Source organism: Pedobacter montanisoli (genome assembly GCF_022809115.1).
GTDB lineage: Bacteria > Bacteroidota > Bacteroidia > Sphingobacteriales > Sphingobacteriaceae > Pedobacter > Pedobacter montanisoli.
This window is the reverse complement of sequence record NZ_JALGBH010000002.1, coordinates 767,021-785,744: the sequence shown is the minus strand read 5'-3', so window position 1 is coordinate 785,744 and position 18,724 is coordinate 767,021. Positions and strand designations below refer to the sequence as shown.

Sequence of the window (18,724 nt, the reverse complement as noted above, 5' to 3'; positions counted from 1 at the left end):
TTTTTAAGTAAACAAATCAAAGGCCGTTCTGAAAGTATTGCAATGTGCATTTACAATTACTTTAATATCTTCAGAGTAGCCTCCTCCCATACTTACCTGTACCGGAAGATGGTGTTTTTGACAATTTTCAAATACAACCCGGTCACGTTCTTTACAAGCATCAATACTCAAGGCCAGCTTACCCAGTTTATCACTCGCTAAAACATCTACACCAGAAAGGTAAAAGACAAAATCAGGCTGATGTGCCTGAATAAGTTCAGGCAGGGTTTTCTTCAAGATTTGAAGGTATTCTTGATCGCTTACACCATCGGCCAAAGCAATATCTAAGCTTGATTTTTCTTTTCTGAAAGGAAAATTCTTTTCTCCGTGCATAGAAAATGTAAACACACGGTCTTCATTTTCAAATATCTGTGCAGTACCGTTACCTTGATGCACATCCAGATCAACAATAAGAATACGTTTTGCTATGCCATGATCGAGTAAATATTGAGCCGCAATTGCCTGATCGTTCAACAAACAAAAGCCTTCGCCCCAATAGCTGCCTGCATGGTGTGTACCTCCTGCAACATTAAAAGCTATTTTATGTTTTTTAGCCCACAAAGCACCTGCTATAGTACCCTGTGCTATCCTAATTTCGCGTTCAACAAGACGGGCGTTCAATGGAAAACCTATACGACGTTGCTCTTTAGCTGGTAATTGGAGATCTTTGAGCTGTAACCAATATGCAGCATCGTGTACAGCTAGTATATTTTCTTTAGATGTAGGTTCAGGTTCAAATAAATTCTCTTTTGTAATGGTTCCTTCATGCAAAAGCTGTTGCGGAATCAATTCATATTTAAGCATTGGAAAACGATGGCCTTCTGGCAGAGGATGCGCATAAATAGGATGATAAGCAATCTTTATCATGAGCTGATAATTTCTTCTACATGTTTTTCTATGTTATTGCAGATTTCGTCAACAGGAAGATCATTGGCATCGGTACCAAATGGATTTTCAATTTCCTCTGCAATCAGTTCCAAACTTGCCAATACATACAAAATAAAGGGCACCACCAGTACCACAAAATATCCTAGGCTAAATACCCAGCCTACCGGTAGTGTAAGTACATAAATAAAGATGAATTTTTTAATGAAAGCGCTGTAAGAATAAGGTATGGGTGTATTTTTAATTCTTTCGCATGCTCCACAAACCTCTGTAAACTGCGAAGCATCATTGTTCAGTGTAATCAATTGCTCTCCTGTTATTTTTCCCTCACGTTGTAATGCATAAAGCCTTGACACCATACTTGCCGCAACCTGATTGGGGATATGTTTGCCTTCATCAATCTTAATCAGTATGGCATCTTTTCCAAAATATTGTTTTTCGCGCAAATGTTCTTTTAAAGCAAAAGCATATTTAGGTATAGCATAAACAAAGAACTTCTTATCTTCTTCATCTAAATTTAAGGCATTAATGCGCAATGCAAAATTTCTGGACACATTAACGAGTGTACCCAAATTACGTCGACCTTCCCACCACCTGTCATAAGAAGTATTGGTTCTGAAAACCAGCAAAAGAGAAATGACAAAACCTAATAGGTTATGCATCATTCCCATATTTTTGATATACGTAGTTTCTGCTAGTTTTAAATGATTAAGCTCCAGATATGCAATCAGGGTCGAAAAAATAGCCACGCTGATCATCAGTTTCCATAATTTATGAAATGTATCTGCCTTATGGATATGAAAAATAAAACTGATCCAGTCTTTAGGATTGTAATTGATCATTTTAAATACTTCTGGCTACAGCTAACAACAGTTCTCCTGTACGGTAAATATCTTCAAAGCTGTTGTACATCGGCACCGGACTTAATCGGATCACATTAGGTTCACGCCAGTCGCCTAATACATGATTAGCTACCAAATGATCAAAAATTACTTTACCATTTGCTTTTGCAATAATGGATACCTGGGCACCTCTGTCCTCTTCATTTTGAGGAGTAATGATTTTATATTGTTCTTCTCCTAATTCTTTATTAGCCTCATTTATAATATAAAATAAATAAGAAGTTAAAGTTTTACTTTTATTTCTGAGTGCATCCATAAAACCTGCTTTTTCAAACAGAGTTAGAGATTCATGATACAATGCCATAGGCATAACTTGCGTACAGCTGATCTGCCATCCGTCTGCTCCTGCTTCGGGAATAAATCCCTTTTCCATTTTAAAACGCTTTGATTCATTGTAGCCCCACCAGCCTGCAAAACGATGTAAATTTGTATCTGAAAAATGCTTTTCATGAACAAAGATTCCACTAATCCCTCCCGGACCTGAATTCTGGTATTTATATGAACACCAGCAAGCAAAATCCACATCCCAATCATGAAGCTTCAATGGTACATTTCCTGCCGCATGGGCTAGGTCAAAACCCACTTTTGCACCTATACTATGTCCTGCTACAGTTATAGCTTGCATATCAAACCATTGTCCAGTAAAGTAATTAATGCCACCAAAAAGAACCAAAGCAATCTCATTACCATGCTCTTTAATAGTCTTAACAATATCTTCGGTTCTTAAAATATATTCTCCTTCACGGGGTTTTACTTCTATAATGGCATCATCGGCATTGAAGCCATGAAACCTAACTTGACTTTCAATGGCATATTGGTCAGAAGGAAATGCTCCTGCCTCCATTATAATTTTATATTTTTTTCCTTTTGGCTGGTAAAAACTCACCATTAACAAATGCAGGTTAACGGTTAATGTGTTCATCGGACAAACTTCAGCAGGTGATGCACCTACAATGGGAGCCATTAGCTTTTTAAGTTCTTTATGATAGAACATCCAGGGTTCTTGCCCATCAAACCAACCTTCAACAGCAAGGTTTTTCCAGTTGTCAAGCTGTCGCTGTAATACTTCTTTAGCTACTTTAGGTTGTAAACCTAAAGAGTTACCACACAGATATATAAATGGTTTATTGTTTTGTTCAGGAAAAAGAAACTCGCTGCGCATTTCTGCAAGCGAATCCTGAGCATCCAGGCTTCGGGCAAAAGCAATATTGTTCTCAAAAATCATGTTTCAATATTAATGAAAAAGCCCGAGCAATGGTAAAAATGTTAAAAATTCTTAACCTTTGTTGGGTTTGCTCACAAAACGATTTCCTCTGATATAAAATCGCCAGGGTAATTCTGCATGTTCCTGCGCATAAGCTACACCTATTCTTTCTGAAGCTACAATCTGTTGATCGGGAATTACGATATCGCTATCTTCAATCCATATTTCATTTCCGGTAAGCGCTTTGCCATTTAACGTTCTATCTACAGCTAATGCTTGGCTTAAAGCTCCTGGTCCTGCAGTTAACTGAGGTTGTAGCTTAATTTTATTCCGGCGGTGCAGCATGATATCTATACCTACCTGCGGTTCTATTCCTCTTATCAAAACTGCGTGAGGTGTTCCTTCGCCAGCTGTAACTACATTCAGCAAATGATGAATACCATAACACAAGTAAACGTAACTGATACCACCTTCCTTATACATTACCTCCGTACGGGCTGTAAATCTACCTCCATATGCATGACTGGCCTTATCGCCCACGCCTCTGTAAGCTTCTGTTTCTGTAATGATGCCGCCCGTGAGTTCTCCATCTACCAATGTAAACAGTTGCTTTCCTAATAATTGCTTAGCTAAAGAAAGTACATCAGGGTCTTGATAAAAAGAAACTGGAAGTTTAGCCATGTATAAATTCTAATATTTTATTGAGATAAAGGGCATCAATATCATCAAAATGAGCGAGATATTCACTATCAACATCCAAAACTCCCCATACCTCATTATTTTTAATCAAGGGCAATACAATCTCTGATTTTGAAGCCGATGCACAAGCTATATGCCCTGGAAATTCATCTACATTGGGCACTACAAGCGTTTCTTTTTTCTGCCATGAAGTACCGCACACACCTTTACCTTTTCTAATTCTTGTGCACGCCACCGGGCCTTGAAAAGGTCCTAAAACCAGTTCATCATTTTTAACTAGATAAAAGCCTACCCAAAACCAGTTAAACTGCTCTTTTAAAGCTGCACACACATTAGCCATATTGGCAATACCATCAGTCTCTCCAGTTACTAGAGCTTCAATTTGCGGAATAATAGATTTGTACTTCTCTTCTTTAGAAGCATCTTTAATGATCAATAAATCTTCGGCCATAACACAAATGTAAGCATCTTTGGTTTAAACTACTTTACAAATCCCGTTTAAAATCATAGCATACCTAAAACTAATCAACAATAAACCTTTGGTAACAACAATTTAGTTAGCTTTGCATGATTTAATACTTAAATACAGGAGAATGAATAAGAAGTTTTTAGCTGTAGGAGCTTTAATTGTAGCCGGATTATTTCAATTCAGCTATAAATTACGTGAAGAGGGCATGTTTCCACTGAGCGAGATACACAAAGTAGACCTAAAAAAAGCAGGTCTTAAAATAGACCCGAATGAGGTTTACAATCCTAACGGAATAAGTTTGGTAGATGCTTTGGTAAATGTAGGTGGTTGCACCGGTTCTTTTATTTCTAATGAAGGATTGATCATTACCAACCACCATTGCGCATTTAGCGCAGTACAATTGGCCAGCACACCTGAAAATGACTACCTTAATAAGGGTTTTGTTGCCCGTACCCGTGAACAGGAAATTGAAGCCAAAGGTCTTACTTGCCGTATTACAGATAGTTATGAAGATGTTTCAGACAAAGTTCTTGGCGCTGTTGCACAGGTTACGGATCCCGCTTCGCGTTTACAGATCATCAACAATATGATGAAAAACCTGGCTTTAGAGGCTGAAAAAAAAGATCCAACCATTAAAGCAGAAGTGTCTGAAATGTTTATCGGTAAAAGCTATGTACTGTTTAGGTATAAAACCATACATGACGTAAGATTGGTTTACGTCCCTAACCGCCAGATAGGCGAATTTGGAGGTGAAACAGATAACTGGGTATGGCCAAGACATACAGGCGATTACTCTTTTATGAGAGCTTATGTTAGCAAAGATGGCAAACCAGCAAAATACTCAAAAGACAATGTACCTTATACACCTAAAAAATTCTTAAAAGTTAATGCACATGGCACAAACGAAGAAGATTTTGTATTTATTTTAGGTTACCCCGGAAAAACATATCGTCACCGTCCGGCACAATTTATAGAATACCAGGCTAAGTATGTTCTTCCTTATACTTCAGATTTATACGATTTCCAGAATACAACCATGGAAAACGTTGGCAAAAAAGATAAGGCTACAGAAATTAAACTGGCAACCAGGATTAAGCGAAATGCCAACGTAATGAAAAATTATAGGGGTAAAATTGCAGGTATCAAGGGTATTGACCTTATAGAACAGAAAAAACAGGAAGACGCAGCCTTAGCTACTTTTATCAATAACAACACAGATATGAAAAACCAATATGGCAATCTTTTATCTGATATTGATAATCTTTATAAACTGATCAATAGCGATGCCAGTAGAGATCTGTGGTTTGGACAAATTTACACTTCAACCAGCCTACTGAACGTCGCCAGAAATATCAATATTTTCAGAAATGAGTTAAACAAGCAACCTAATACACAAAAAGAGACTTTTTTCAATAACAATATAGCACGCTTAAAACAAGCTCTTAATACAATCTACGAAGCTTATGATATCGATGTAGACAGACGTATCTTCAAAAAAATGCTTACAGATGCATCAGCATTTACAGCAAATCAAAAAGTAAGCGCAGTAGATAAGATTACCGGAAGAACAACCAATAACGAAGCAGGTATCAACGAATACATCAACGATACTTTTGGTTTAACCAAATTAAAAGATCAGGAATATGTGTACAATACGCTTCTAAAATCTGTTAAAAACCTTTCTGGATACAATGATGCTTTGTTAAATTTTGAAAATGATATTGCTAAACAAATTGCCGAGTTAAAACCTGAAAAAGACCGAAGAGATGGACTTTTAAACAAATTAATGGGTGATTATGTAAATGTTAAAGAAAAGTTCCTGAATAAGAATTTTATACCGGATGCCAATAGCACTCTAAGATTAACCTATGGTTATGTAAGAGGCTACTCTCCTGCCGATGCCACTTACATGTCTCCTTACACCAGCATCAAAGGTATTTTAGAAAAAGGAGCTACGGGTAACCCTGATTTTTATTATCCTAATATTATCAAGGAACTGTGGAATAAAAAAGACTTTGGCCCTTTTGTGAAAAAAGAATTAAATGATGTTCCTGTAGCATTTTTATATGACATGGATACCACAGGTGGTAATTCAGGCTCTCCTATTATGAATGCTTATGGTGAACTTATTGGTGTTAATTTCGATAGAGCATATGGGGCAACAATTAATGATTATGCATGGAATGAAAGTTATAGCCGTTCTATAGGCGTAGATATAAGATACGTACTTTGGGCTGCTTCAAAAATTGACCATGCCGATTTCCTTCTAAAAGAGATTGGTGTTAACCTTTAATAAATAATATCATCCCGGGTATTGAGTACCCGGGATTTTTTTTGAAACACAAATATGAGAGTAGTAGCAGAATTACCACATCCCGAATGTAAGATTACCATTTTTCAAATGGGGCAAAAGTATATCATCAAATTTGAGCAGGGCCAACTGGAGCAAAGCTTTAAAATATCTGAATTAGATTTGAGCGGAGGAGGAGTAAATGAAATTTTCCAGATTATAGATGAAGAGTTTATGCTAAGTGTTGCAGAGCGATTTAAAACCATGCGAAGTGATTTTAAAGCCGCATACCAACGGCATTAATCCCAAGTAAATAAAACCCATAACTAACTGAAAATAAGAACACTAAAATATTAAACAGAATATTATTTTGAATTTTTAAAGAAAAGTAGACTTTAAAAACAATTAAAAATAAAGTAAAAATTCATATAAAAATAATTAAAACATCTGATTTTCAATTATATAAAATATAAAACAAAATATTATTTCGGCTTATATTTATACCAAATAAATGCAAAGTAAGGTGTAAATAAGATAAAATCAGTCGATAAAAAATTTAAAGTAATTTGCTCAGGAACCTGAGGTCGGTAGTGAGGTTAAATGTTCTTTTAAATTTAATTTCTTTGAAAAAAGAAGAACGGGTATTGATTACATAATTCCTTTCAAAAGGAACAAGAACTGAAGGTACAGAAAATGCAAGAATAGACAGATCTTCTAAAAACTGGCTTCCTATCCATTGGGTATAATGGATATCATCCTCCCAATTCTTAGTAAGTTTTTTATCATCAACATTTAAGATAATTTCACTTTCATCAGGAAGCTCTATTTCTAATAAAGCTATATCTGTCATTTGCTCCTTTGCCCTGGCATGAACAAGCTTCTCCAAAAAAGCTAAGGATACCTGTTGACTAGTATAGATGCAAGGGCTATTTACTTCATTCCATCTTCCACCAAATAACTTCGCACCCATTCCCTCTCTATCATCAATATACTTTATATGGGCTATCCTATATACAATCATATATAAACACCATAAAGAATACGCCCTAGTTCATTGCTAATTAATTTCACTCCCCAAAATGATTGTAAAGCAGAAAAATCAAGTATCTTACCCAATACATTTTTAGGTTCATGTAACCACAATTTAACTGCATCTGTATGGCCAAATACCTCAAGAGCCAGATCTGCCATGTTATCTAACTGATATAAATGCTCTGCAAACAAACCTTCAAAAGGTTTATGTTCTTTTAGATAACGTTGTAAGGTTCTATCACTTATATGAAGAATGTCCGCCCACTCTGCCTGACTAAAAAGCAGCTTTTTATTAAGAGCATTAAATTTTGTGATGGAATATTCATCTAATTTTTTACCTGATGTATATAAGATTTCAGGCTCTGAAGCAATTTGTACGGGTAAGTCCTGTATTTTATATTTTATGTTTTTCATAAAAAAAAGAAATTTGTCACACCAATATATGACTTTTTTCTTGTTTTAAAAAATTTCCCCCCACAATTAATTCAAACATTCGCATTAAGCATAGATAGAAACTCTGCCATACCTTCTGTTGCTTTTTTGTGTATCGGTATAATGTTTTTATAGTGCTTAACATTAGGAATATCCGGATCGATAACATATTTAAGCGTATGATCAGGAACGTAATCTACTAATCCAGCAGCAGGATAAACAGCTAAAGAAGTACCTATTAGCAAGAAAATATCTGCTGTTTGGCAAATTTCTGAAGCTTCTTCTATTTTAGGTACGGCTTCTCCAAACCAAACCACATGAGGTCTCAACTGCGAACCTAACTCGCAATGATCTCCCATTTTAAGCTCATCTCCTTCTATAGGATAAATAAGATCTGAATCTATGCTCGATTGCGCATAAGTAATGAGACCATGTAAGTGTGTAACGTTCTGCGACCCGGCTCTTTCATGCAGATCATCAATATTCTGAGTAATAATATGAACATCAAATTGATTTTCAAGTAATGCTAAAGCTTCATGTGCAAAATTGGGTTTGGCATTTAATATCTGTTGACGCCGTTCATTATAAAACCGCTGAACCAGTTCAGGATTACGCCTCCATGCTTCAGGTGTAGCCACATCCATTACCTGATAACCTTCCCACAAACCATCTGTACCTCTAAATGTTTTTAAACCACTTTCTGCACTTATACCTGCTCCTGTTAATACAACCAATCTCTTTTTCATCTTATAAATTTAAAAAAAATACCCTTTTACATTTAAGTAAAAGGGTATTTTAAAAAAGTTCTTCTAAGCTCTTAGTTACTTGCTTTATTGGTTAGAGCTAACCAAGGATATTTAGCTTTTAGTAATTCAAAAGTAGTAAACATTAAGGCCGAATAAATTAATGTACCATATAAAAATCTTAGTTCAAAAGGTATAGCAGCAACTAAACAAGTCCAAAAACCGGCTAAGGTTTGTGAATAAAATGTTGAACCGTACCAAACACCAAAATCAGAAATAATCCAATGCAAAAATACAGCTACTAAAGTAGCTCCTGTTGCATTTACAATATTTACCTTTTTAAGCATTACATGTCCGGTCATTATCATAGCAAATAAAGCTAAGTAAGTATAATACCAACCTTGATAAAAACCATAATCAAATCCTTTAACAAAGGCAAGTAATAAGTCACTTACCAAAAGTGTAGATAGAGCTATTAATACAGCTAACCAGCTTTTTTTATAATATGCCCCACTAAAAAGCGCTACTGCTCCGATACCAGAAAGATTAGCCAAAAACTCTGTTCCGGGCATTATCGGTGCTATTACTCTTAAAACAACAACTAAAGCTATAAAAGCCCATATAATTGCTGTTCTTAAATTAGATTTATTTTCCATCATTAATCTTATCTTATTACTTAACAAAAATAGCTAAATATGTTATAAAAATATATTTTTTAAACTAATAAAGCATTTTTATCTCTACATATGGGTTTTTGCCTATCTTTAAAATTAAACAAATTGCTGATCATGCTTAAACGATATTACTTATTTACACTATTTCTCTTATCAAACGCTGCCATGGCACAAAAAACAGATACCGTTTTCTTAAAGAAGTTAATGGAAAGTAAACCGGAGTTGTTTTCAGGCATACTTAATCATCCTACCAAAAATGAGGTTCAGATTATGTATACCCAGGTAAACCGCGATAAAAATAATAAGCCGAGTTTCACCACATATAGCTATAATTTTAACCCTGTACATTATTTTTATCCTGCAAGTACAGTTAAGCTTGCTGCTGTAATTTTTGCCCTTGAGAAAATCAATGAGTTAAAGGTACCTGGTTTAACAGCCAATAGCATTATGATTACTGATACGGCTTTTAAGGGACAAACCAAAGTAACAGAAGACCTCAGTGCTGCAAACGGAAAGCCATCCATTGCTCATTATATTAAAAAAGTTTTATTAACCAGCGATAACGATGCTTATAACCGCTTATTTGAATTTATTGGAAGAGCTGAGATCAATGCCAAACTTAAAAAATATGGAATGACCGAAAGCCGTATTCTAAACAGGTTAGCTATAGGCGATGGTGGAGAACGCGAAAAGAATACCAATCCCATCCGTTTTTACAATGGTGATCAGTTAATATATAGCCAGGCGCCGCAATATGACCCTAAAGATTATCCTTTAAAATTAACCAATCTTATTGTAGGTATAGGTTATATGGATTCTAACGAGCAGTTGGTAAATAAGCCTTATAGTTTTGAGAACAAAAATGTTTTTACAGTTAAGGATCAGCAATCGTTAATGAAACGTTTAATGATGCCTGAAGCTTATTCAAGAAAAGAACAGTTTAACCTCACCACTGATGATTACAAACTCATTTATACTTATATGAGTAAACTTCCCACAGAAAGTGATTACCCTAAATATGACCCTAAAGAGTTTTGGCCTACTTATGCTAAAATGCTTTTTTATGGAAGAGAAAAAAATGCTGTGATTGAACCCAACATAAGGATATTTGATAAATACGGCGATAGTTATGGTTTCATTATAGACAACTCCTATTTCGTTGACTTTAAAAACAAAGTTGAATTTTTTCTTACAGCTGTAGTACAAAGCAATGAAGATGGCATTTATAACGATGGAAAATACGAATATGAAACAGTATGCTATCCTTTCATGAAAAATCTGGGCCGTAGTATTTATGAGTATGAACTAAGCAGAAAGAAGGAACATTTACCTGATTTAAGTCGTTATATTATGAACTACAAATAATGTTACAAAAAAAGCACCGATTAATCGGTGCTTTTTTATTGCTTGGTACTGATGATAATTAAAAATTAAAACTCATACCTGCATTGAAATTAAAGCCCATTGTATTATAGCCTATAATCTCGGTATATTTTTCATTAGTAATGTTTTTCAGATCGGCAAATAGTTTAATGTGTTTTTTAACTAATGCATATTCCGCATAGAAATCAACCAGCTGATAAGACTTTAAAGCAACGTTTGTTGAAGGCCATGTGCTAAAGTCGCTGTCAATTCTTGAACCGGTATATTTGTAATTTACACTGAAGAATAAGTTATCAGTAGCTTGAACACCTAAATTTGCTCCATAAATATCTTTAGGACGACGTAATAAAATCTCACTACTTGTATTTCCTGAAACCTGCTTTCCTTTAAAATATGTATAGTATCCACTAAATGTAAGTTTTCCAAATTTAAAATTAGGCTCAATTTCAAATCCTTTATCATCTTGTTTATCCTGATTAATATAGCCTGTAGTATAAACAATGGCATCTGTTAATTTACGTTTAAAACCTACAACACGTAAACCAATTCTATTACTCAATAAGCTCAGATTAAAACCTGCTTCGTAATTGGTAGCTTTTTCAGGCTTCAAGTCTAGATTTGCGCCCCATCTGCCAAATAACATATCTAATGTAGGTGCTCTGAAAGCAGATGAAATTGTACCGAACAAACGTACTTGTTCTATAACATTTATACTTGGTGTAATTGCATAAGTATAATTTTCTCCATATTTACTGTGTTTATTATAACGCCCACCTACTTCTAAATTAAATACACTTAGGTCATGCAAAAACAATGATCCGTAAGCACTAAACAGATTAATTGAAGGTTTTGAGGTACCAGAAGCATTATAATAAGTTACATCGGTAGCTCTATTGTCAATTCCTAATAACAAATTTAATTTTTTACCGATTTTCTGATTATAGTAAAAATCTACCAGATCAATAGTTCCCTGATATTTACCAGCATATGAGCCAAAGTATTCTCTGAATGCATTCTGATGGCTGTAATTTAATGTAAACTTGGTTTCACCTAAATCATAAACAGCATTGGTGCCTACATTTAAAAAACGGTATAAAGAAGTATTCTTTGAATCAGCAAAAGCCCCATCATCATAATCAAATGTACTTTGGTTATAACGAATAAAAGGATTTATATTAAATTTAGGATCTAACTGAATACCAAAATTAGCGTTCACAGCATCCTGTTTTGCTCCATCTTTATCAAAAATAGCAGTGCTGCCCTCGGGTAAAGCTGCTTCAGAAATACCATCGGTTTTTAAATGAGAATAGCTCACATTATAAGTAAAATTATCAACTCTGCTATTCAAACCAATTGTACCTTTATAAGTATTGTAACTTCCACCTGTTGCCACGCCATAAACATTATTACCCTTAGTTGCTTTTTTCTTGGTTATAATATTGATAACACCAGCAACGGCATCTGAACCATGAAATGTAGATTGCCCGCCTCTAATGATCTCTATTCGCTCTACTTGATCAACAGGAAACAATCTTAAATCAAAAGTGGTAATTGCCCCCGAAGCATCGTTTACAGGCACACCATCTATCATTATTAATGTATAAGCTGCTGCCGCTCCTCTAAAAAACACACCTTTGTCCTTACCAATATTGCTTCCGGCGCCCACAACATTAATAGCAGCTTGTTGATTTAGTAATTCAGAAAGATTACGTCCCGCACTACGAGATAACTCTACACTGTCAATAACAGTAACCACTTTACCTGTTTGCGATTGTTTCTGATCATTTTTTGTGGTAGTAACCACTACTTCATTTAAAGATTTGGCTTCTTGAGCAATAGCCTGATTTCCCCATAACAGGGTTAGCTGTACAAGTCCTAGACCTGCTGCACCTAATTTAATTTTTTTGTTCATTGAATGTGAGTTTTTCACACACAGCAACAGCAAAAAGAAAAGAAATGAGTAATACGTTTGATGTAAGGCTCATTCCTAGCTTCAATCCCCGAAAGCTATGAATAATAAAACCTTTAGGCAGGTCTTCTGACTTACTCCCGATTTCTGGTCTTCCCTTAACAAAGTTAAAGTGACGTTGAATCAAAAATCGTTACAGAGCTTACAGCTGCGGGACAGTTATGGATTTACACCATATTCCCTTTTAATTCCGGTATTACCGGAAACCCAAAAGCGGCAGCAAATCTAAGATAAACTACATTAACATCAAAAGAAAGCGATAAGAATGTTTATTTCTCATCTAACAGCTGTTTTTTCAGGCTTTTTAACTGTTCCTTTTCCTCTTCGGGCAATTGAGGATACTGGAGATTCAAACTTTTCAAGGTATCTTTCAGAATCTGACTTACTGCTAATCGGCTATACCATTTTTCATCTGCAGGAATAACGTACCAAGGTGCATTTTCAGTAGAAGTTTCTTTTATCGCTTCTTCATAGGCATCCATATATTTATCCCATAAAGCGCGTTCTTTTAAATCACCTGCAGAAAATTTCCAGTTTTTCGTTTCATCATCTATGCGCTCTAAGAAACGTTTCTTTTGTTCGTCTTTAGAAACATAAAGAAAGAATTTAAGTACAATAGTTCCATTATCTGTAAGATGCTTTTCAAAAGAACGGATACTTTCATAACGGTTTTTCCAAAAATCCTGGTCTATTTGCTTAACATTACTGACTCCGCCAATATTTTCACTTAAAATATACTCAGGATGTACTTTACATACCAAAACATTTTCATAATGTGAACGGTTATGAATGCCTATCTTTCCTCTTTCAGGTAAAGATTTGTAATGTCTCCATAAAAAATCATGTCTGTATTCTTCACTGCTCGGAGTTTTAAAACTATAAACCTGACATCCTTGCGGATTTACGCCCGACATTACATGTTCAATGGCACTGTCTTTACCTGCAGCGTCCATAGCCTGTAAAATAACCAGAATTGAATAGGTACCCGATGCATACAGCACTTCCTGTAATTTGGATAATTCAGCTTTAACCTCTGCGAGATCTTCCTTGACAGTATTTTTATCTAAATGTCCTTTATAATCGGTATCAAAATTTTTAAGTTTAAACTTGCCGTTGGTTGGTGCAAGATATTTAGTAGTATTTGTACTCATAAATTTTAATTTATATTGGTATAACTCAAAACAGGTTTCTTGTTTTGTACAGTTTATTTTTCTAGATTTTCTTCTATCAGTAAGTTAATAATGCCATCTACCATACCTACTCTAGGCACGAATATTTGCTTAACCCCTGTCCATTTCATAATGGTAAGGTAAATTTCACATGCTGGAACAATTACATCAGCTCTATCAGGGTTAAGCTTAAGAACAGAGATCCGTTCTTTTAAAGAATAACCTATCAACTCATTGTAAATTGCTTTGAGCTTTAAGAAAGAAAGTGGCATATCATCTTTCTCTCCTGAAATACGAAAAAGCTTGTTGATATTTCCTCCTGTACCAATACCTGCCAAATTTTTAAGGTCTTTAGTATAAGATTTTACCCAGTTTTTCATCTCTGTCCAGATTTCTTCTTTATCCTGATTATCTAATATACGTATGGTACCTATATTAAATGATTTTGATGCATACAACTGCTTATTAACAAATATTGACAATTCTGTACTTCCTCCACCAACATCTATATAAAGATAATTCTTTTTGGTATCTAAATTTTGCTCTATATGATTGGCGTAAATAATATTTGCTTCTCGCTGTCCCTCAATGATTTCAAGATCTATATCTGCTTCTTTTTTTACCTTCTTTATAATCTGGCTTCCATTTTGAGCTTCACGCATGGCCGATGTGGCACATGCCAGATACGCCGATACGTGATAAACATCCATTAGATTCTTAAAGGCAACCAATGTTTTTACCAGTTCTTCTGTTTTTTTCGCTGAGATTTTTTGATCCAGAAATGCATCATCTCCCAAGCGTAAAGGTACTCTTACCAATGTGTTTTTACGATAAGTGTACACCCCTTTTTCGTTTTTTGAAATATCTGCAATTAATAATCTTACTGCATTAGAACCAATATCTATAGCTGCGTATCTTAGCATTATATCTGGTGTTTTGTTTTTAAATAATTATAGGCTTGCACCTGTGCCCTGATTTTTGTAGCCAGCCTGTTTTTATGGTACCTGTTATCATTTTTCTGGTTAATATCTCGGGCTTTGACATTATCCTGTAGCTGAAATTCTATAATATCTCTTATCTCTTGTTTCACATCTGGGTCTAATACCGGAAACCCTACTTCTACCCTATGTTCAAAATTTCTGGTCATCAAATCTGCAGATGAGAGATACATCTCTTCTTTTCCATTATTTCCATAAATAAACACACGGGCATGTTCTAAAAATTTATCAATAATACTAATTACGGTAATATTTTCACTAAATCCTTTTACTCCGGGTACAAGACAGCAAATCCCTCTTACAATTAGTTTAATTAATACGCCTGCATTACTGGCCTCATAAAGCTTGGCCACTATCCCTTCATCTGCTAGGCTATTAACCTTAAAGACCAGATAAGCATTTTTTCCTGCTTTAGCGTATTTAATTTCCCGATCAATTAATGAATATATCTTATTTCTCGATTCTAAGGGTGATACAATTAAATGTTTAAAATCTTTGGTTACCACTCGCTTATTTAAAGCGGTAAATAGTTTAACCAGATCGGCAGTGATCTCTTTTTTAGAAGTAAAAACACTATGATCACAATAAATTCTTGCTGTTTTCTCGTTAAAATTTCCAGTTGCCAGATTAGCGTAATAATTAACTTTTCCTTTTTCTATGCGCTTTACAAGACATATTTTTGAGTGCACCTTATAATCTGTTAAGCCATAATTTACATTTACGCCTTCTTCTAAAAGCTTGTTGGTCCAGAATATATTTGCATTCTCATCAAAACGGGCCTTGAGCTCTACCAGGCAATTCACCTTTTTACCATTTTTAGCTGCATTGATTAGGGCATTAATCACTTTAGAATTTTCTGCCAAACGGTAAAGCGTAATGTTAATCTCAGTAACTTTAGGATCTATGGCTGCTTCGCGAAGAAATAAGATAATGTAATCGTAAGATTCATAAGGTAAATGCACCACATAATCACGTTCAGTAATTTTCTTAAAAATACTTTCTGTGCGGTGCAATCCATTAATCTTTAGAGGTTCTGTAGGAGGATATTCCAATGCTTTACCACCTACATTAGGAAAGTTGATAAAATCTCCAAAACGATGGTATTTGTTACCTGGTATCAATCCCTCTGATTCTATCTTGAGTTTGCTTACTAGCACGCTCAGCATTTCAAAAGGCATTTCGCTATCATATAGCAAACGCATGGGCTTTCCTTTTTTACGCTTATCTAAACTGGCTTTTAGCTCATCAATAAATTTATCGCTTACATTTTTATCAAAATCCAGTTCAGCATCGCGGGTAAGCTGTATAGAAAATGCTTCTAATTGATCGTAATTAAACACATAGAAAATATCATCAAGGCAATACTTGATAATATCTTCTAACAAAATAAGAAATTTCAATTCATTGGTTTCTGGCAGCACTAAAAAACGGGGTAAACTATCAGGAAGTTCAATCAATGCAAATTTTTCATGCTTTTTCTGGTAATCTTTGCCTAAACGCACAAAAAAGTACAAACTTCTGTCTTTGAGTTCTGGCAATGGTTTATTTAGATCGAGCATTAATGGTACCAGATTAGATAATATCTTATCCCTGAAATGACTACGAACAAATTCGCCTCTTGTAACATTCAACTGGGTATTATTCAGTATAAATATTTTATTCTGGGCAAGCTCAGTCATTAAAGTAGCTTGAAAAAGATGCTCAAATTTACGCTCATGCTTAACAACAATATTTTTAATTTCATTAAGCACTTTTTTGGGATTAAAACCTAAAAGTGCTTTAGCCTTATCATTTAAATTTACCAAACGGCTTAATGTAGCTACTCTTACCCGATAAAATTCTTCGAGATTGGAAGAAAAAATAGCCAAAAACCTAATCCGCTCAATCAATGGAACGGTTTCATCGGCAGCTTCCTGCAATACACGTTCATTAAAATAAAGCCAGCTAATTTCTCTGTTTAAAAACGGAAGCTTCTGTTTTGCCATAATTTAACAAAAAATCCCCAAATGGGGACTTTTTCAAATCTCTGTAAATTAATGTTAAGTTATTATTAATTGTTAAGATAGCTCATTAAATAGATCAGGCATTTATAATATTTTTAGCATCTGATGCTGCTTTAGATACCGCTTTGTTAGTAGTATCTACTTTATTTTCAGCTGTTACCGGCGTTTTTGGAGCTATTGATTTTGCTGTTTTAGGTGCAACTTTAGCCGGAGCGGGCTTAGTAGTGCTTTTAGCTTTAACTGTTGCCGGGCTTTTAGTAGGTGTTGCTGCTTTTTTTACTTCAGTTTTTGCAGGTCTGGTATTACTCTTTATTTCGTTCTTTACAGCTGTTACTTTTTTATCTGTTTGAGCAGCAACTTTTTTAATGGCATTAGCTACCTTTTCTTCTGTATTTACTGCGGCAACTTTTACACTACTTACTACCGGCTTTGTGGCTCTGCTTATTTTTTTATCTATCTGTTTCACCAGCTTTTTCGCATCTTTTTTAGCTGTTTCTACCCTTTTCTCTATTTCAGGTTCTTTAGCTTTAATCGCTTCTATTTTATGAGCTACTTTACCTTTTACTTTTTTAACCTTTTTAGAAAGCTTTTTTGCCATGGCTTTGCTGGCTGCTGCTATTTCATTACCCAAACTCTCAGCATTATGCCCAAGGTCTTTTAACGCTTCCATAAATTTTTGGCTCAACGTTTTTTCTATATTTTTTTTGGCAGCTTTCTTTGCCGAGGTCTTTTTTGAAGACTTGCTTTTAGCGGTTTTCATATTTTTTTGTTTTATTTGTAGGTAATTAAATTTAACATTTTCTTTTTTAATTTAAGCAAGAACACATGCCAAGTTTTGATATTGTTAGCAAGATTGATGGTCAGCTATTAGATAATGCTATTAATAACGCTAAAAAAGAAATCCTGAACAGATACGATTTTCATACCTCTAAGAGCTCTATTGAGTTAGATAAAAAAACAAACTCGATTGAAATCCTTACAGAAGATGATATGCGTTTAAAAGCCATAACAGATTCTATCATTTCTCGAATGATGAAACAACACTTAGATCCTAAAAGTTTGGATTTTGGCAAAGAAACCATTGCTTCTGGAAACATGATCAGAAAACAGGTTAAGGTTAAAGAGGGTATTGATAAAGAAACTGCTAAAAAAATCGTTGCAAAAATTAAAGATAGCAAGTTGAAAGTACAGGCTTCTATGATGGACGATCAGGTTCGGGTACAAGGCAAAAATATAGACGATCTGCAAAAGGTAATTGCTTTATGCCGCGGCGAAGATTTTGGTCAGCCTTTACAGTTTATCAACATGAGAAACTAAGTTCATTGCTCAATGGATTAACTGTTTAATTATTTATGGAAATTATAGAAAATGGCTTTATTTTTTCGGATGACCGTAATTTAGTTGATGTTAAAGCTGTGCATCATTACTTAAGCACACAATCTTATTGGGCAAAAAATATCCCGTTTGATATTGTAAAAAGATCTATAGAAAACTCCCTCTGTTTTGGTATTTATAAAGATCAGCAACAGGTAGGTTTTGCCCGTTGGATTACTGATAAGGCCACTTTTGCTTATTTATGCGATGTTTATGTAGAAGAAACTTATAGAGGCCTAGGCTTATCAAAAAAGCTCATGTCACTCATGCTGTTTCATCCAGATTTGCAAGGGTTACGTCGCTATCATTTGGCTACCTTAGATGCCCATGGCTTATATGAACAGTTTGGTTTTAAGCCCATAGAAAACCCTGAGAGGCATATGGGTATTGTCTTTAAAGATTTGTACAGCCAACCAAACGATTAACTAGCTTCTAATTTTAATAACAGAATTTACCTGA

The 18,724-nt window shown here is 34.8% G+C and carries 19 protein-coding genes and 1 riboswitch; of the genes, 5 read left to right on the top strand and 14 right to left on the bottom strand.

The window, feature by feature from the left end; translation table 11 throughout:
- Nucleotides 1-3: 3 nt before the first annotated feature.
- The 5 genes from MMF97_RS11215 to MMF97_RS11195 are packed head-to-tail and all read right to left on the bottom strand — an operon-like array spanning nt 4 to nt 4,180.
- Nucleotides 4-906, bottom strand: a complete 903-nt coding sequence (locus MMF97_RS11215) for a histone deacetylase family protein (RefSeq protein ID WP_243362414.1) — start codon at nt 904-906, stop codon at nt 4-6.
- Nucleotides 903-1,766, bottom strand: coding sequence for a bestrophin family protein (locus MMF97_RS11210; RefSeq protein ID WP_243362413.1), 864 nt, complete (start codon nt 1,764-1,766; stop codon nt 903-905). Before MMF97_RS11210 ends, MMF97_RS11215 begins: the two co-directional genes overlap by 4 nt.
- Before the next feature lies 1 nt (nt 1,767).
- Nucleotides 1,768-3,051: a kynureninase gene (gene kynU, locus MMF97_RS11205; protein WP_243362411.1), complete on the bottom strand. Its 1,284-nt coding sequence runs from the start codon at nt 3,049-3,051 to the stop codon at nt 1,768-1,770.
- A 51-nt stretch (nt 3,052-3,102) separates the two neighbouring features.
- A complete protein-coding gene (locus MMF97_RS11200) occupies nt 3,103-3,711 on the bottom strand; it encodes a DNA-3-methyladenine glycosylase (protein ID WP_243362410.1) in 609 nt (202 codons plus the stop codon).
- Entirely contained in the window at nt 3,704-4,180 is a 477-nt protein-coding gene (locus MMF97_RS11195; RefSeq protein ID WP_243362409.1) for a GAF domain-containing protein, read from the bottom strand. The genes MMF97_RS11200 and MMF97_RS11195 overlap by 8 nt, the downstream gene beginning before the upstream one ends.
- Nucleotides 4,181-4,322: 142 nt before the next feature.
- Here MMF97_RS11195 and MMF97_RS11190 point away from each other — a divergent pair, with 142 nt between their 5' ends.
- Both MMF97_RS11190 and MMF97_RS11185 read left to right on the top strand, forming a co-directional pair.
- A complete protein-coding gene (locus MMF97_RS11190; protein WP_243362408.1) occupies nt 4,323-6,491 on the top strand; it encodes a S46 family peptidase in 2,169 nt (722 codons plus the stop codon).
- Nucleotides 6,492-6,545: 54 nt separating this feature from the next.
- On the top strand, nt 6,546-6,791 hold the full coding sequence (locus MMF97_RS11185; protein WP_243362407.1) for a hypothetical protein: 246 nt from the start codon (nt 6,546-6,548) through the stop codon (nt 6,789-6,791).
- A gap of 253 nt (nt 6,792-7,044) precedes the next feature.
- On the opposite strand, the gene MMF97_RS11180 is transcribed toward MMF97_RS11185, so the two are convergent.
- From MMF97_RS11180 to MMF97_RS11165, 4 genes are all read right to left on the bottom strand, one after another.
- On the bottom strand, nt 7,045-7,509 hold the full coding sequence (locus MMF97_RS11180) for an RES family NAD+ phosphorylase (protein WP_243362406.1): 465 nt from the start codon (nt 7,507-7,509) through the stop codon (nt 7,045-7,047).
- Entirely contained in the window at nt 7,506-7,934 is a 429-nt protein-coding gene (locus MMF97_RS11175; protein WP_243362405.1) for a hypothetical protein, read from the bottom strand. The genes MMF97_RS11180 and MMF97_RS11175 overlap by 4 nt, the downstream gene beginning before the upstream one ends.
- Before the next feature lie 71 nt (nt 7,935-8,005).
- Complete coding sequence (locus MMF97_RS11170; RefSeq protein ID WP_243362404.1) at nt 8,006-8,698, bottom strand: SIR2 family NAD-dependent protein deacylase; 693 nt, start codon at nt 8,696-8,698, stop codon at nt 8,006-8,008.
- A gap of 71 nt (nt 8,699-8,769) precedes the next feature.
- On the bottom strand, nt 8,770-9,354 hold the full coding sequence (locus MMF97_RS11165; protein WP_243362402.1) for a DUF6580 family putative transport protein: 585 nt from the start codon (nt 9,352-9,354) through the stop codon (nt 8,770-8,772).
- A 129-nt stretch (nt 9,355-9,483) separates the two neighbouring features.
- Here MMF97_RS11165 and MMF97_RS11160 point away from each other — a divergent pair, with 129 nt between their 5' ends.
- The gene (locus tag MMF97_RS11160) at nt 9,484-10,734 is read left to right on the top strand and encodes a serine hydrolase (protein ID WP_243362400.1); all 1,251 of its coding nucleotides are present in this window, start codon (nt 9,484-9,486) and stop codon (nt 10,732-10,734) included.
- A gap of 58 nt (nt 10,735-10,792) precedes the next feature.
- On the opposite strand, the gene MMF97_RS11155 is transcribed toward MMF97_RS11160, so the two are convergent.
- From MMF97_RS11155 to MMF97_RS11135, 5 genes are all read right to left on the bottom strand, one after another.
- Complete coding sequence (locus MMF97_RS11155; RefSeq protein WP_243362399.1) at nt 10,793-12,664, bottom strand: TonB-dependent receptor plug domain-containing protein; 1,872 nt, start codon at nt 12,662-12,664, stop codon at nt 10,793-10,795.
- A gap of 99 nt (nt 12,665-12,763) precedes the next feature.
- A riboswitch (cobalamin riboswitch) is annotated at nt 12,764-12,947 on the bottom strand.
- Between the two features lie 43 nt (nt 12,948-12,990).
- The gene (locus MMF97_RS11150; protein ID WP_243362398.1) at nt 12,991-13,872 is read right to left on the bottom strand and encodes a polyphosphate kinase 2 family protein; all 882 of its coding nucleotides are present in this window, start codon (nt 13,870-13,872) and stop codon (nt 12,991-12,993) included.
- 53 nt (nt 13,873-13,925) lie between these two features.
- Nucleotides 13,926-14,813, bottom strand: coding sequence for a Ppx/GppA phosphatase family protein (locus MMF97_RS11145; protein WP_243362397.1), 888 nt, complete (start codon nt 14,811-14,813; stop codon nt 13,926-13,928).
- Nucleotides 14,813-16,873 (bottom strand): polyphosphate kinase 1, encoded by a 2,061-nt coding sequence (gene ppk1 / locus MMF97_RS11140; protein WP_243362396.1) that lies wholly within the window; start codon nt 16,871-16,873, stop codon nt 14,813-14,815. Before ppk1 ends, MMF97_RS11145 begins: the two co-directional genes overlap by 1 nt.
- A 94-nt stretch (nt 16,874-16,967) precedes the next feature.
- Complete coding sequence (locus MMF97_RS11135; RefSeq protein ID WP_243362395.1) at nt 16,968-17,651, bottom strand: hypothetical protein; 684 nt, start codon at nt 17,649-17,651, stop codon at nt 16,968-16,970.
- A 65-nt stretch (nt 17,652-17,716) separates the two neighbouring features.
- On the opposite strand from MMF97_RS11135, the gene MMF97_RS11130 reads away from it, so the two are divergent.
- Both MMF97_RS11130 and MMF97_RS11125 read left to right on the top strand, forming a co-directional pair.
- Nucleotides 17,717-18,208: a YajQ family cyclic di-GMP-binding protein gene (locus MMF97_RS11130; protein WP_243362394.1), complete on the top strand. Its 492-nt coding sequence runs from the start codon at nt 17,717-17,719 to the stop codon at nt 18,206-18,208.
- 35 nt (nt 18,209-18,243) lie between these two features.
- A complete protein-coding gene (locus tag MMF97_RS11125; RefSeq protein ID WP_243362393.1) occupies nt 18,244-18,690 on the top strand; it encodes a GNAT family N-acetyltransferase in 447 nt (148 codons plus the stop codon).
- Nucleotides 18,691-18,724: the final 34 nt, after the last annotated feature.